Here is a 15978-nt window from a genome sequence, read left to right as displayed (position 1 = left end):
CTACGAATTAAATTATATTTTTTGAAATGAAATCACAGCTCGTTTTTATAGATTCAAAAGCATTTGGCACATAATTATTTTCTTGCTCTACAAAAAAATGAATCATTCCAGATTGTTTCGCTTCTTTGAATAAAGGCTTAAAGTCAATTAATCCTGAACCAATTTCAGTGTTCAGCGCCTGATTTGCTTTGTCCATATCTTTTACGTGCCACATTTTAAAACGTCCCTGATTTTCTTTAAATAATTTTAAAGAATCATTTCCAGATCGTGCCACCCAGTACAAATCCAACTCAAAATAAACCAAATCTTTATCTGTTTCTTTCAACAGAATTTCATAGCCTGTAATGCCATCATGCTTTTGGAACTCAAAATCATGATTATGGTACGCTAATTTTAAGCCAGCTTTTTGGCACATTTTTGCTGCTTCATTTAAACGCGCTGCTATTATTTTATAATTTTCGATGCTTTTTCTAAAATGCTCCTCGACCCACGGAACGGTCAAAAATTCATGCTTTAAGATTTTAGCAGCTTCAATTGCTGCAACAAGCTCATCCGTATTTCCATCGTATAAAAAGCTGCCTAAATTATAATGTCCGCTCACTGCCTTTAGATTATTATCATCGAGAATCTTTTTCAATTCTTTTGGCGATAATCCCCAAAATTGATCTTTCATAGAAAAACCATACGTTTCAACGGTTGAGTAACCTGCCTTTGCGACTTTCTCTAAAGTTGATTTTACGTCCTTTGGCAATTCATCACGCAAAGTGTATAACTGTAATCCAATTTCTTTTTTGTTCATAGTAAAAGCTAATGATGGAGCGGCTAAAACTGCGGCTGCAGCCAAGCTTGTGTTTATAATAAAGTTTCTTCTGGTTACCATTTTAATTTTAAAAAATCTAAAAGTAAATCTACTCTTTTTATTGAAACGCGCTACAATTCGCTCAAAAATTGATTTTCAAAATTATGAATAAAAGATGCCAGAGCTGCTTCGGTCGCTATATTTACAATTTTTCCTTCATCATTAACTTTTCCGCGAATACCTTGTATTAAGAGCTGTATAGTATTATCAAATTTAGCTTCAACGGTTTTCATAATAAGCAAAAGTTGCTCATGTCCCATTTCTCCAGAAGCCGATGCAGTGATCAAACCGGTTCTTTTTCCAGAGAAAATAGTTGTAGAAACACACCATTCTAATGCATTTTTCAAAGTTCCTGGCAAACTGAAAACATATTCGGGCGTGCAAATTAGAATTCCATTAGCCTGACTAATTTTATTTCTGAATTCAGTAACTTTCTGTGGAGGAGTTTCCTGATCTAAATCGGGATTAAAATGTGGTAATCGATCTATTTCTTCAAATATTTCAATTTGAAATTGTGGATTTATTTTTTCTGAAATGTATTTCAGTATTTTATAATTACTGGATTTTTTTCTTGTACTACCAACAATAGCAAAGATTTTTATTTTTTGAGGAGACATTGTTCAGATTAAAAAAAATTAGATTAATTCTTTAAAAATAAACTTTTCATCATATTCAACTTCAAACTTTTCAAGAAAATTAATGTATTCTTCTCTAAATGTTTTCTTTTTATGATGTTCTTCTTGATTCTGAATGTAATTTACAACCGCATTCAACTGTGATTTACTATGTGAAAATGCACCATATCCTTCTTGCCATTCAAAATGATAATTAAAAAAATTATTATCATTGATCCATTTTGAGGAATTTTGTTTTACAATTTTCATTAAGTCAGAAATCGATTGTGCAGGTCGTATTCCAATTAAAATATGAATATGATCTTCGACTCCATTTATAGCCAGAAGCTTATGATTATTGTTTTTAATAATTCCTGAAACATACTTATACAATTCCTCTTTCCAATTCTTGTGTATGGTTGCATTTCTATACTTGACCGCAAAAACAAAGTGAATATGTATTTGTGTATATGTATTTGCCATATATATAGTCCCTACGGGACATTATTGTAAACCGTTATTTTTTTTCTACCAACATTTTATTCCTAGCGGAATAATCACATCGCTGTAAATATAAAAAAGAAAGAATTATCTTTCAATAAATTTATTTGATTTCTAACAGATCAGTCAAAAAACTTCAAAGGAAACTTCATATTTGGTAAAAAAAGGGGACAACAAAGATGTTCCACTAGGAACAAAATGTTGGCAGCAATAAATACAGTCCCTACGGGACATTATTGTAAACCGTTATCTTTTTCTACCAACATTTTATTCCTAGCGGAATAATCATATCGTTGTAAACATAAAAAAGAAAGAATTATCTTTTAATAAATTTATTTGATTTCCAACAGATCAATCAAAAAACTTCAAAGGAAACTTAATATTTGGCAAAAAAGGCGACAACAAAGATGTTCTGTTAGGAATAAAATGTTGGTAGAAAAAAGTATTACGACAAAGCAATGTTGTCCCGTTAGGTACTAGACCATATTTATTTCAAAAAGAAATAATTACAAAAAACTATACGTTCCGTTAGGAACAAAATGTTGGTAGAAAAAAAATAGTATCACAAAGCAATTTTGTCCCGTAGGGACTATATTTATTTCACCGTCAACAAATTCATTCCCGCCAATTTATTGGAATCTATAGATTGTGGAGAATAATTTTGTTTCTCATTTCTGAAAGAAGATATTTTTCCGGTTTTATCAACATACATATAAATATAGTTCCAATACATTGGGCCGGCCATTCTTGAATCATGATCTTTATCTTTTTCAAAAACCTGATCTGCATAAACTAGAATTTCGCCATTAGCTGCATTATCGAATGTCCGTACTGGAGTTCCCCAGCTTTTTACCAAATTTTGTTTGGTTTTTCCAATCCATTTATCTCCGGTACTTTTCGAACTTGAGCATGCATATAACATTATTACAGCAAACCATAAAACTATATTTTTCATTAGATCATTGATTTTAGATTTAAGGCATTACTTTTATAAATAAAAATTATGTAATACTAATTAAAATTAAATATTAATTCTTACATAAAAACTTTTTAATGTTATATAATTATTATTTATTTACCTAACAAACAAATGATTAAACCAAAACCAAAAATTCATCTGTAAGAATCCTAAAACAATACTTTTGAATTTTCTTTTTTCAAAATTTCTCCATTTTTACTTTGTATCTTTGCACCCAAACTTTTGAAAAAGAGAAATGCGAATCGATATTATTACACTTTTACCTGAATTATTAAGAAGTCCGTTTGAAGCTTCGATTATGAAACGTGCCATTGACAAAGGTTTGGTCGAAGTACATTTTCACAATCTGCGTGATTATAGCACCAACAGACAAAAAAGTGTTGATGATTATCCATTTGGCGGAGGTGCTGGAATGGTCATGACAATTCAGCCAATTGACGACTGCATTACGCATTTAAAAAGTCAGCGCGATTATGACGAAGTTATATATATGTCACCTGACGGCGAAACCTTGAATCAAAAAATGGCAAATAAAATGTCGATGTACAAAAACATTATTATTTTATGCGGCCATTATAAAGGGGTTGACCAAAGAGTTCGAGATCATTTTATTACAAAGGAAATTTCAATTGGCGATTATGTCTTGTCTGGCGGAGAATTGGGCGCCATCGTTTTATCTGATGCATTAATCCGATTGATTCCTGGTGTTTTAAGCGACGAAACCTCAGCATTGACAGACAGTTTTCAAGATAATTTGTTATCAGGACCAATATACACAAGACCTGCCGATTATAAAGGATGGAAAGTGCCAGAAGTTTTAACCAGCGGTCACGCCGCCAAAATTGACAAATGGCGCGAAGACATGGCTTTTGAACATACTAAAAATAGACGTCCAGATTTACTTGAATAGTCTTAAAATTTTTAAAGTCGAAAGTCATAAAGTCAAGCATTTACTAGCTTCATTCTTAAAACATTAAGACTTTATGACTTTCGGCTTTATGACTCAAAAAAATAATTCACAATTTATAATTCATAATTTATAATTATTTTTTACATTTGCACCCGAATTTGACCAACCTCTGGCGAGATCCGTGAATGTTGTTCGAAATAAAACTATAATTTACATTATCATGGCAGATTTATTAAAATTCGTTCAAAACGAATTCGTTGCTAAAAAAGATTTCCCAGATTTCGGAGCTGGAGACACAATCACTGTTTTCTACGAAATTAAAGAGGGTGAAAAAACAAGAACTCAGTTTTTTAAAGGAGTTGTTATTCAAAGAAGAGGTTCTGGAAACACAGAAACTTTTACAATTCGTAAAATGTCAGGAGCTATTGGTGTTGAGCGTATCTTCCCAGTAAACTTGCCAGCTTTGCAAAAAATCGAAATCAACAAGAAAGGTCACGTACGTAGAGCTAGAATTTTCTACTTCAGAGAACTTACTGGTAAAAAAGCTAAGATTAAAGATAAAAGAAGATAATCATTTATCTAATTGTTATAAAAAACTCGTTTCATATCATTTGAAACGAGTTTTTTTTATGTCTTTATTTCAGCAACTATCAAAACTGTAATTTTTTAATATCAAAATCATCGATTTGACAATTTAATACCCGCGAAATAACAATCTGATAAATCCTTCTTTTCAAAATAAAACTACACCGTTTTCGGACTGTTTTTATTATATTTGCTCCGCTCGTTTTGAGCCGACTATACTTTTCATATCGTCATCCTTTGACGACACGATTATAAAAAAAAAAAAAAATGACACAGAATTCAAAAATTTTTTACACCTTAACTGATGAGGCGCCATTATTAGCGACTTATTCTTTGTTACCAATTGTGCAGGCGTTTACTTCTACAGCAGGTATCGCTATTGAAACAAGAGACATCTCTTTAGCAGGAAGAATTTTATCTAACTTTCCTGAATCCTTGACAGATGCTCAAAAAACAGGAGATGCATTAGCTGAACTTGGTCAATTAGCTACAAAACCAGAAGCTAACATCATCAAATTGCCAAACATTTCAGCATCTGTACCACAATTAAAAGCAGCTATAGCTGAATTACAATCTCACGGATACAATGTTCCAAATTATCCTGAAGATCCTAAAAACGACACTGAAAAAGAAATTAAAGCAAAATATGCAAAAGTATTAGGTTCTGCTGTAAACCCAGTTTTACGTGAAGGAAACTCTGACCGTAGAGCTCCAAGAGCAGTTAAAAACTTTGCAAAAGCAAACCCTCACTCAATGGGTGCTTGGTCTGCTGACTCAAAAACTAAAGTGGCTTCAATGTCAGGCGGTGATTTTTACGGAAGTGAAAAATCATTAACTGTTGCTGAAGCAAATGATGTAAAAATCGAATTTGTTGCTAAAGACGGAACTACAACTGTTCTTAAAGCAAGTACGCCATTAAAAGCTGGAGAAATCATTGACAGTTCAGTTTTAAGTGTTAGCAAATTAAAAGCTTTTGCTGCTGATGTTATCGCTGAAGCTAAAGCTGCAGGAGTTTTACTTTCTGTGCACTTAAAAGCTACAATGATGAAAGTTTCTGACCCAATTATCTTTGGCGCTATCGTTGAAGTATATTTTGCAGATGTTTTCAAAAAATACGCTTCTTTATTCGCTGAATTAAATGTTGATACAAGAAACGGTTTAGGTGATATCTATGCTAAAATTGCTGGAAGACCTGAGCAAGCAGAAGTTGAAGCTGCTATCGATCAAGCTATCGCTAACGGGCCAGCTTTGGCAATGGTGAATTCTGATAAAGGAATTACAAACTTACACGTTCCTTCTGATGTTATTGTTGATGCATCTATGCCAGCAATGATCCGTACTTCTGGACAAATGTGGAACAAAGAAGGAAAAGCACAAGATACATTTGCGGTTATTCCAGACCGTTCTTATGCTGGAGTTTATACTGCAACTATTGATTTCTGTAAAAAACATGGTGCTTTTGATCCAAAAACAATGGGAAGTGTTCCTAACGTTGGATTAATGGCTCAAAAAGCGGAAGAATACGGATCTCACGACAAAACTTTCCAAATTAAAGGTGACGGTGTTGTTCGTGTTGTTGATGCAAACGGAACTGTATTAATGGAGCAAAACGTTGAAGCTAATGACATTTTCAGAATGTGTCAAGCAAAAGACGCTCCAATTCAGGACTGGGTTAAATTGGCTGTAAACAGAGCTCGTTTATCTAGCACTCCTGCTGTTTTCTGGTTAGACGAAAACAGAGCACACGATAGAGAATTGATCGTAAAAGTTCAAAAATACCTTAAGGACTACGATACTACAAACTTAGATATCCGTATTTTAAACCCAGTTGCTGCTACAGAATTTACTTTAAACAGAATCATCAAAGGTTTAGATACTATCTCTGTAACAGGAAACGTTTTACGTGACTACTTAACAGATTTATTCCCAATCTTAGAATTAGGAACTTCTGCAAAAATGCTTTCTATCGTTCCGTTAATGAACGGTGGTGGATTGTTTGAAACTGGTGCTGGAGGTTCTGCCCCTAAACACGTTGAGCAATTTACAGAAGAAGGATACCTACGTTGGGATTCATTAGGAGAGTTTTTAGCTCTTGGTGCTTCTTTAGAGCATTTAGGACAAACTTTAGATAATTCTAAAGCGATTGTTTTATCTGAAACTTTAGACCAAGCAAACGATAAATTCTTAGCAAACGATAAATCGCCAGCTCGTAAAGTGGGTCAAATTGATAACCGTGGTTCTCACTTCTATTTAGCATTCTACTGGGCTCAAGCTTTGGCTGCTCAAACTAAAGATGCTGAATTGAAAGCGATCTTTACTCCAATTGCTGTTGAATTTGAAGCTAATGAAGCTAAAATCGATGCAGAGTTAATTGGCGCTCAAGGAAAAGCTCAGAATATTGGAGGTTATTACCAACCAACTCCAGAATTAGTAAGCAAAGCAATGCGTCCTAGCGAAACATTCAATGCAATTATTGCTAAAATCAAATAATTTCAGAGCATTACAAATGTGCTGCTGCAAATAAATAAAAAAAGACAACCTCACACGGTTGTCTTTTTTGTTTATCTTAACTAACATTTAACAACCAATTCGTTTTAATATATTAGTAAGAATTCTTAACTATGTAAACCAAAATAAAAAAGATGATTATACGAAAGATTGGCATACTTATTTTTTTAGTTCTAACTGCGTTTACATCGTATTCTCAAGAAAAATTCACCCTTAGCGGCACTATAAAAGATAATAAAAGCAATGAAACCTTAATTGCTGTCAATGTCTATATTCCTTCTTTAAAAATTGGAACTACCACAAACGAATACGGATTTTACTCGCTGACAATTCCGAAAGGAGAACATCAAATCGAAATCAGTTATGTAGGTTATCAAACATTGCAACAAACCGTTCTTTTAAATCAAAATACCAAAATGAATTTTAGCCTAAGTGAAGGCGCAGGTCAGGAATTACAGGAAGTTGTAATCAAGGAAAACAAAGGCAAAATAAATATTAAATCGCCCGAAATGAGTGCCAACAAGCTCTCCATTGCTACCATCAAAAAAATGCCCGTAGTTTTGGGAGAAGTTGATGTTCTAAAATCTATTTTATTGCTTCCCGGTGTTACAAATGCTGGCGAAGGCGCGTCTGGATTTAATGTTCGCGGTGGTGGTGCTGATCAAAATTTGATTTTATTAGACGAAGCAACTATTTTTAATTCTTCGCACGTTTTTGGCTTTTTCTCTGTTTTTAATCCGGATGCTATCAAAGATTTAAAACTTTATAAAGGCGGAATTCCAGCGCGCTTTGGAGGAAGGGCTTCATCTGTTTTGGATATTTATCAAAAAGATGGAAACAGCAAAGAGTTTCATGTAAACGGAGGAATTGGATTAATCTCCAGCCGACTTTTAGCTGAAGGTCCTTTGGTAAAAGACAAAGGTTCTTTTTTAATTGGCGGACGCGCTTCTTATGCCCATTTATTTCTAAAACTTTCTGAAGACCAAAAAGACAATTCGGCTTATTTTTATGATTTGAATACCAAATTGAGCTATAAATTAAACGACAACAACAGTTTATATTTATCAGGATATTTTGGGCGCGATGTTTTCAGTTTAAATAAAAGCTTTACGAATATTTACGGAAATTCTACTTTAAATTTGCGATGGAATCATTTGTATTCTGATAAATTGTTTTCGAATCTATCTTTAATTTACAGCGATTATTATTACGGATTGGATCTTGATTTTGTTGGCTTCAAATGGGATTCAGGAATTCAGAATTACAATATCAAATACGATTTCAAACATTACATTTCAGATAAATTTAAATTGAGCTATGGCTTAAACGGAATTTATTACAAATTCAACCCCGGAACCATTAAACCAAGCAATCCAGAATCAGGAATTAATCCAGATCAATTGGATAAAAAATATGCTTTTGAGCCTTCTATTTATATTGATGCCGAAAATCAGCTTTCGAAAAAAATCACAATTGCTTACGGATTGCGATACAGTTTGTTTTATCGTTTGGGACCTTCTTCTGTAAATCTTTACGAAAACAACAATCCAGTAATTTTCAATACTGATATGCAGATTTATGAAAAAGCGACGCCTATTGGTACCGAATATTATGGTAAAAACAAATCAATCAAAAACTATAATAATCTAGAACCTCGTTTTTCTGTTTCGTATCAATTGAACGACGAACAAGCGATAAAGGCTAGTTACAACCGAATGGCGCAATATCTTCAGTTGATTTCAAATACCTCATCACCTACTCCGCTTGATGTTTGGATGCCGAGCGACAATTACATCAAACCTCAAATTGCTGATCAGGTGGCGCTAGGTTATTTTAGAAATATTAAAAACAGTGCTTATTCGTTAGAAGTTGAAACCTATTACAAAGAAATTCAAAACCGACTCGACTATATTGATGGAGCCGATTTAATAGCAAATAATGCTATTGAACAAGTAATTTTAAACGGGCAAATGCGCGCTTATGGTTTGGAAATCATGGTAAAGAAAAACGAAGGGAAATTCAACGGATGGATTTCTTATACTTTATCAAAATCAGAACAACAGACGCCGGGCAGAACTCCAGAAGAAACTGGAATCAACAATGGCCAATGGTACAGCTCGGCTTATGACAAAACACACAATTTAGCCATAACTTCGGCTTATAATTTAAACGAAAAATGGTCGTTTGGTGCTAACTTTGCTTTACAGTCGGGAATGCCGGTCACTTACCCGAACGGACAATATCAATATTTAGGAATCACGGTTCCGAGTTATGGCTTGAGAAACGAAAACCGTTTGCCAGCTTATCATCATTTAGATGTTTCGGCGACTTTGACTCCTAGAAAAAACAAAGACCGAAACTGGAAAGGAGAATGGGTTTTTAGCATCTATAATTTATACAATCGCAAAAATGCAGCTTCAATCAATTTTCGCCAAAACACGGATACAGGCGATAATGAAGCAGTCAAAACATCAATTTTCGGAATTGTTCCTGCGGTGAGTTATAATTTTAGATTTTAAATATCACTTTTTGTTAAAAAAAGAAAACTATGAAAAAAGTTGCCTTATTATTGATCATTTTTGTTTCGATTTTCTTTACAAGTTGTGAAGAAGTTGTTGATGTCGAGCTAGATACTGCACCTCCAAAATTAGTGATTGAAGCCGCAATTAATTGGCAAAAAGGTACAACTGGAAGACAGCAAACCATAAAATTAACCACTACAACGGGTTATTTTGAAAATGTAATTCCGACAGTTTCTGGCGCAAGGATTTTTATAAAAAACAGCGCTAATGAACAATTTAATTTTATAGAAGTCCCAAAATCTGGCCGCTACATTTGCACCAATTTCAAACCGGTTTTAAATCAGGAATATACTTTGACTGTAATCACAAACGGGCAGACTTACACAGCAACTGAAACCATGCAATCTGTGGCACCTATTACACATATTGAGCAAAACAATCAAGGCGGTTTTACAGGAAAAGATATCGAAATCAAGGCTTACTTTAATGATCCTGCAGATGCTGATAATTTCTATTTGTACAAATATGTTTATTCGAATAAAATCAAATCCAATTATTATGTTGATGAAGATAAATTTTTTCAAGGCAACGAATTTTTCAGTCTTTCCGATGATGACGAATTAAAATCTGGCGATGAAATTGAAATAACGCATATTGGAATCTCAAAACAGTACTACAACTATATGAATATTCTCGTAAGCATTGCGGGAAGCAATGTTGGCGGGCCTTTTCAATCCCCTCCGGCAACTGTAAAAGGAAATATCATAAATAGCACAAATAAAGAAAATTATCCGTTGGGATATTTTTCATTGAGTGAAACCGATCTTAAAAAATACACCATAAAATAAACCACCAAAATGGAAGCCCAAATTAAAATTTTAACCGAAAAAAAGTTAGTCGGGAAATATATCATAATGTCATTTATGGAAAATCAAACCTTTCAATTGTGGAGCAGTTTTATGCCCAGAAGAAAGGAAATAAAAAATACAGTCGATGCTAATTTATATTCTCTAGAGGTTTTCCCAAATGGGTATTTTGACAATTTTGATGCAAGTAAAACTTTTCAAAAGTGGGCCGCTATTGAAGTAAAAAACTTTCCTGTAATACCCGAAGAAATGGAAACTCTAATAATCCCAACAGGAATTTATGCTGTTTTTATTCACAAAGGTCCGGCAAGCGAAGGTCATAAAACATACCATTCTATTTTTGCAGAATGGCTTCCAAATTCTGAATATACTGTTGACGATCGACCTCATTTTGCCGTAATGGATGAAAAATACAAAAAAGACGATCCCGACTCTGAAGAAGAAATCTGGATTCCAATAAAAAACAGACCTTAACTAAAAATAAAATCATGCTGATCGAAACCCTAAAATCATTATTTGAGCGCGATCTCAACAAATTAAAAATTGAAATCGAATCGTATCAAAACGAAAGCAATCTTTGGAAAATTGACAAAAACATTTCAAATTCGGCTGGAAATCTTTGCCTTCATCTTATCGGAAATATCAATACATTTATTGGTGCAGAAATTGGAAAAACTGGTTATGTACGAAATCGCCCATTAGAATTTTCTTTAAAAGATATCCCTAAGGCAGAATTGATTCAAAAAATTGAGGAAACATTAATTGTCGTAAACAATGCCTTAGATTCTTTAACAGAAACTGATTTAGAAGCCATTTATCCGCAGATTGTTTTCGAAAAAGAAATGACAACAGGATTCTTTTTGGTTCACCTTGCAACACATTTGGCGTATCACTTAGGACAAATTAATTACCACAGAAGATTGCTGGATTTTTAATTAGACCACAGATTTCACAGATTAAATGGATTAATCTTTTTAATCCATCTAATCTGTGGCAAAAAAAACTAAAATCTAAAATTCTAACCTTACCTTTGCATCACAATCAAAAATACCCATATGTCATCACATCATATAGTTCGCGACGATCAGGAACCTGCTTTAATTATTGCCAATGGAGCTGCCTGCAGTCCTGAACTATTAGGACAATTGCTGGAATGGTCGCCATTGGTTGTTGTTCTGGATTCTGCTATTGAAAGAGTTCTTGAATTGGGCATAAAAGTCGATGTGCTTCTTGGCGATTTTGATCGTGGGTTTGATCCCGAAATTTACAGAACATCACAATATCCTATTGAAATTGTTCATACTGAAGATCAAGACAAAACTGATCTTGAAAAAGCTTGCGATTATCTTGTTGAACGAGGAATTCCAGCTGTAAATGTGGTTTGGGCAACAGGAAAACGTGCTGATCATACCATTACAAACCTCACGAATATTGTTCGTCATCGTGATTCGCTTAAAATCGTAATTCTCGATGATCATTCAAAAATATTTCTTTTGCCACGAAAATTTGAGAAATGGTACACAGCGCAAACTCCAATTTCGCTGATTCCAATTGGTACCGTAAATGGTATTTATTCCACGAATTTAAAATACGAATTGCAAAACGATACGCTTACAATGGGCTACAGAACTGGGAGCAGTAATTCTGTTGAACAGGACGGACTTGTAATGATATCACATCGCGAAGGCGATCTTTTAATGATGGAATGTTTTGATTAAATTTTAACTTTTGAGCATGTTGATTCCAAGGTTGTACTTTTAAAAATGAAGCTTTTTTCTTACTTTAGTAACCTAAATTGTATAATTATGAATTGGGAAGCTAAAATTATCATCCATAAAAAAGAAAAAAGAATTGCAGTTTATTTTGAAAAAAATGCTGCATTAATAACTCGAATAAAAAAGTTGGCAGGTTCGCGTTGGAGTCAAACTTTAGGCGTTTGGCATCTCCCTGACACGACTGAAAACAGGGTAAAATTTCATTTAATTCCTCTTTCTCATTCTTTTCCTTCGGAGAAGGGTTTTGAGCAAATAAAAAAATTCGTTCAATGGCTTTCTTCTAAGAGATACAGTCCAAACACTATCAAAACGTACTCCGAAGCTTTAAAATCTTTTTTGATATTTTATAGAGAAAAAAATATTTCCGAAATTACCAATGAGGATGTATTAATTTACAACAACGAATATATTCTTAAAAACAACCTTTCTTCTTCTTATCAAAATCAAATCGTCAATGCCTTGAAATTATTTTTCACTACAGTATGCGGAACTAAAATTGAAATTGACAAAATTCATCGCCCCAAAAGGTCAAAAATTTTACCTAACGTTTTGAGTAAAGAAGAAATAAAATTGATTTTGAATGCACATTCTAACATCAAACACAAAACAATGCTTTCATTGATTTATAGTTGTGGCTTACGCCGAAGTGAACTTCTAAATTTAAAACCTGCTGATATTGATTCTAAGAGAGGAATTGTTATTATTAAACAAGCTAAAGGCAAAAAAGACCGAATTTCGCCCTTATCCCCTAAAATATTAGAAATGCTTAGAGAATATTATACGATATACAAACCGAGCATTTGGCTGTTTGAAGGTCAAAGTTCTGGAGAAAAGTATTCAGAACAAAGCTTACAAAGTGTTTTGAAACAAGCTCTTCAAAAAGTTGGCAATACAAAACCAGTAACCCTTCACTGGATGCGCCACAGCTATGCCACGCATTTATTAGAAAGCGGAACTGATTTGCGTTATATACAAGAATTATTAGGTCATAGTAGTAGCAAAACTACTGAAATTTATACGCATGTAAGTACTAAAAACATTCAACAAATTAAAAGTCCCTTTGATGAATTATAAAGAATTATCATATATTTGATTTAAAAATAAAGTACGACGTTTATCATACATATCTACCCAAAATTTAGTGGCTTTGTATGGTTTTGTCATACATATATACTAGTTGGCAGTAATTAACCCGCAGAATTGAGAAAATATATGAAAATTAAAATCTTTTTTATTCTTTTATTCGGTTATTTGTTAATTAGTTGTGACGGAACTTTGGGTGGTTTTGATAGCAGAAATTTTGCGACACCCAAAAAGAATATTGAAAAAGCAATTGATACTTTGTTCAATAAAAATGCTGAACTTGAAATTCCTGAGAAATGGAAAGAGTATGATAATTGGAAAAAAAGAGGTTATGACTTTTTGGATACGAGGATTTTTTATTTTCAATCAGAGCCTGAAGAAATGTATTATGTGTCATTTGTTACGGACGGAAATGAAAAACAAGATGAAAATGGACCAACTATATTAGCCATTCGTTCCATTTTCACTAAAAGACATAATAAGTGGCTGAAAGAAGAAGACTTTAGTGTTGATGAAAAAGAAAGAATTGAAAATAGATTTGACGCTGAAATTATTTCAAAATTGGAGAAATACAGCGGAATTAAAGCAATAAGAGAAAATTAACTACTGCCAACACACGCTACAAGCAAGCTGGGCAATTGGTTTAATTTAAAGATGGTTTTGTATTTGAAAAATTAGGTTTTAACCGAAAGATTACGCATTTTTAATCCCAGCCTGCGTGTAGCGCGGAAACGTTAGTGGCTAGTTTACCATAAAAGAAGCAGAAGAAATGACATCAGAAGAATTTGTAAAAGGGTTTTATTTAGAAAGAAAGTTGACAATTAATTCTGCATTTAGCGGAAATAATGAGACTTATGTTTCATCATTAATAAATCAACTAAATCTTGATGCAGAAAATAATGAAAAATTAAAACATCTAATTTCTGTTTTGCTAACAGACACTTTTTATACAATACTTTTAGGTTTAGATGGAGAAGCAAGTATTGGTCATGAACAACACGCATATAAACTATTGGATGAAGAGAATAATGAAATTGCAGGAGGCGAAATAGAAGGTTATGCGTATGATTATTTCCATAATAACCAAGCGGAAATTGAAAGTAGTGATGCCGACTTTATCGCAATTTTAAATTATAGAAAAACTGAAGATGGAGGCAGAAAAACTCCAGCACATTCTGGCTATAAACCAAGTATAAAATTTGATTTTGCTGAAATGCAAACTACAGGCTACCAGAAATTTATTGAAAGAAATATCGTTTTCCCTGGTGAAACTGTAGAAGCTGAAATTAAAATTCTTGGTGTTGAATATTTTGCAGGACAATTAAAAGAAAAAATGAAATTTGAATTTAATGAAGGTCCTTATCTAATTGGAACAGGAATAATTAAGCATATATTAAATAACAAACTCAGAAAAACCAGCCACTAACAGCTACTACAACGGATTTGGGCAATTGGCTTAATGGAAAGTTGGTTTTGTATTTGGATGATTTGGCAAATCCGAAGAATGGACTTAATTTAGTCCCAAACCCGCTGTAGTACCAGAACGTTGGTAGTAAGCTTAAAAAAACTGAAGAGATGAATAACGAAAAATGGAATGAGATATGCTTTTTGCTTTCCGAAAATATAAGAGCAGAAATTAGCGAAAATGACTTTGAACTAAATGTAATTCAAGCTTTAAGAGTTTTGGATTGGAAAGAATATTCGGGAGATTTGCAAATTCGTCCTTCATTTGCAATTGGTGCATCAAACAGAATCATCCCAGACATTATTGTAAATTCAGTAGAAAAAAGAAACTTATTTGTAATTGAAATTAAACAACCAAGTATTCCTCTAAACACTAAATTTCAACAACAGTTATTTTCTTACATGCGTCAATTAAAACTTCAATATGGAATTTTAATCGGTCAAATGATACAAATATTTTATGATGGAGACTTAACCGAATATGATGACCCTATTTTGCTTGAAACTATTGATTTCGAAAAAGATAGTCAGAAAGGAATTAAGTTTGTGGAACTTTTTAATAAAGAGAATTTTAATTACGATGCATTAAATAACTTTACAAAAAACATTCTTAAAAGTATTAATAGAAAGAATGAACAAAAAGTATTGTTGAATAAAATCATATCACCAGATTACGAATTAAAAATATTAGAATTAATAAAGCAGGATTTACAAAAAGAATATGATGGCGAAATAATTGATAATGTATTGCAAGGTTTAGCTTTAAAAATTACAACAAAAAACGCAATCGTTTCAGAAATTATAAAAACTCCACCAACTAAATACGAACAGTATTCTGAAACTCTAAGTGCAAGGGATAAAACAAAATACATTATAAACGAATCAGGAATAAAACTTGCAAAAAATAAATTTGTGTTGGAATTTGTTCGAGCTTATTTAAAAGAAAATCCTTCAAGTTTCAGTAATCTTAAAAATATTTTTCTTGATGAATATCAAGGCTCAACAGGTGTGATTAATGAGCTTAAATTAGTAGAAACGAAATATGCTAATAAATCGAATAAAAGACACTTTATTGATGATAAAAACATTTTAACAAGTAGTGATAATGTAAAATTTGTTGTCTCTACTGAATGGGGAAAATTCAATATTGATAATATTGTTAATTTGGCTAAAAAGCAAGGATTTAAAATTGAAGAAGTATAAACGAAATCTACAAAAAGCCTACTGCCAACACACGCTACAAGCAATTTGGGTAATTGGCTTAATTTAAATATGGTTTTGTATTTGGAAGATTTGGCAAATCCGAAGAATG

At 32.9% G+C, this 15978-nt stretch carries 16 protein-coding genes; 12 read left to right on the top strand and 4 right to left on the bottom strand.

Annotation, left to right across the window (positions count from 1 at the left end; translation table 11 throughout):
- Window positions 1-7: 7 nt before the first annotated feature.
- From SCB73_RS12545 to SCB73_RS12530, 4 genes are all read right to left on the bottom strand, one after another.
- A complete protein-coding gene (locus SCB73_RS12545) occupies window positions 8-880 on the bottom strand; it encodes a sugar phosphate isomerase/epimerase family protein (protein WP_320566567.1) in 873 nt (290 codons plus the stop codon).
- Between the two features lie 50 nt (window positions 881-930).
- Window positions 931-1476 (bottom strand): NADPH-dependent FMN reductase, encoded by a 546-nt coding sequence (locus SCB73_RS12540; protein ID WP_320566566.1) that lies wholly within the window; start codon window positions 1474-1476, stop codon window positions 931-933.
- Window positions 1477-1494: 18 nt separating this feature from the next.
- Window positions 1495-1956: an IS200/IS605 family transposase gene (gene tnpA / locus SCB73_RS12535; RefSeq protein WP_320566565.1), complete on the bottom strand. Its 462-nt coding sequence runs from the start codon at window positions 1954-1956 to the stop codon at window positions 1495-1497.
- A gap of 613 nt (window positions 1957-2569) precedes the next feature.
- Window positions 2570-2929, bottom strand: coding sequence for a hypothetical protein (locus SCB73_RS12530; RefSeq protein ID WP_320566564.1), 360 nt, complete (start codon window positions 2927-2929; stop codon window positions 2570-2572).
- A 259-nt stretch (window positions 2930-3188) separates the two neighbouring features.
- Between SCB73_RS12530 and trmD the strand changes: the two genes are divergently transcribed.
- The 12 genes from trmD (at window position 3189) to SCB73_RS12470 (ending at window position 15869) form a co-directional block, all read left to right on the top strand.
- On the top strand, window positions 3189-3863 hold the full coding sequence (gene trmD, locus SCB73_RS12525) for a tRNA (guanosine(37)-N1)-methyltransferase TrmD (protein ID WP_320566563.1): 675 nt from the start codon (window positions 3189-3191) through the stop codon (window positions 3861-3863).
- Between the two features lie 220 nt (window positions 3864-4083).
- Window positions 4084-4434: a 50S ribosomal protein L19 gene (gene rplS / locus SCB73_RS12520; protein WP_320566562.1), complete on the top strand. Its 351-nt coding sequence runs from the start codon at window positions 4084-4086 to the stop codon at window positions 4432-4434.
- A 281-nt stretch (window positions 4435-4715) separates the two neighbouring features.
- Window positions 4716-6938, top strand: coding sequence for an NADP-dependent isocitrate dehydrogenase (locus tag SCB73_RS12515; protein ID WP_320566561.1), 2223 nt, complete (start codon window positions 4716-4718; stop codon window positions 6936-6938).
- Window positions 6939-7090: 152 nt separating this feature from the next.
- Entirely contained in the window at window positions 7091-9475 is a 2385-nt protein-coding gene (locus SCB73_RS12510; protein WP_320566560.1) for a TonB-dependent receptor, read from the top strand.
- Between the two features lie 29 nt (window positions 9476-9504).
- A complete protein-coding gene (locus SCB73_RS12505; protein WP_320566559.1) occupies window positions 9505-10326 on the top strand; it encodes a DUF4249 domain-containing protein in 822 nt (273 codons plus the stop codon).
- A 9-nt stretch (window positions 10327-10335) separates the two neighbouring features.
- The gene (locus SCB73_RS12500; RefSeq protein ID WP_320566558.1) at window positions 10336-10818 is read left to right on the top strand and encodes a GyrI-like domain-containing protein; all 483 of its coding nucleotides are present in this window, start codon (window positions 10336-10338) and stop codon (window positions 10816-10818) included.
- Window positions 10819-10832: 14 nt separating this feature from the next.
- On the top strand, window positions 10833-11279 hold the full coding sequence (locus SCB73_RS12495; protein ID WP_320566557.1) for a DinB family protein: 447 nt from the start codon (window positions 10833-10835) through the stop codon (window positions 11277-11279).
- Window positions 11280-11399: 120 nt separating this feature from the next.
- Window positions 11400-12062, top strand: coding sequence for a thiamine diphosphokinase (locus tag SCB73_RS12490; RefSeq protein ID WP_320566556.1), 663 nt, complete (start codon window positions 11400-11402; stop codon window positions 12060-12062).
- A gap of 45 nt (window positions 12063-12107) precedes the next feature.
- Entirely contained in the window at window positions 12108-13193 is a 1086-nt protein-coding gene (xerA, locus tag SCB73_RS12485) for a site-specific tyrosine recombinase/integron integrase (RefSeq protein ID WP_320566555.1), read from the top strand.
- A 138-nt stretch (window positions 13194-13331) separates the two neighbouring features.
- Window positions 13332-13805, top strand: coding sequence for a hypothetical protein (locus SCB73_RS12480; RefSeq protein ID WP_320566554.1), 474 nt, complete (start codon window positions 13332-13334; stop codon window positions 13803-13805).
- 166 nt (window positions 13806-13971) lie between these two features.
- Entirely contained in the window at window positions 13972-14628 is a 657-nt protein-coding gene (locus tag SCB73_RS12475; RefSeq protein WP_320566553.1) for a hypothetical protein, read from the top strand.
- Window positions 14629-14777: 149 nt separating this feature from the next.
- Window positions 14778-15869 carry a type I restriction enzyme HsdR N-terminal domain-containing protein gene (locus SCB73_RS12470; protein WP_320566552.1) on the top strand — a complete coding sequence of 364 codons (1092 nt, stop codon included), beginning with the start codon at window positions 14778-14780 and terminating at the stop codon, window positions 15867-15869.
- The last annotated feature ends 109 nt before the right edge of the window (window positions 15870-15978 follow it).

Source organism: Flavobacterium sp. KACC 22761 (assembly GCF_034058155.1).
Lineage (GTDB): Bacteria > Bacteroidota > Bacteroidia > Flavobacteriales > Flavobacteriaceae > Flavobacterium.
The sequence above is the reverse complement of the archived record's forward strand: the minus strand, read 5'-3'. Positions and strand labels throughout refer to the sequence as shown.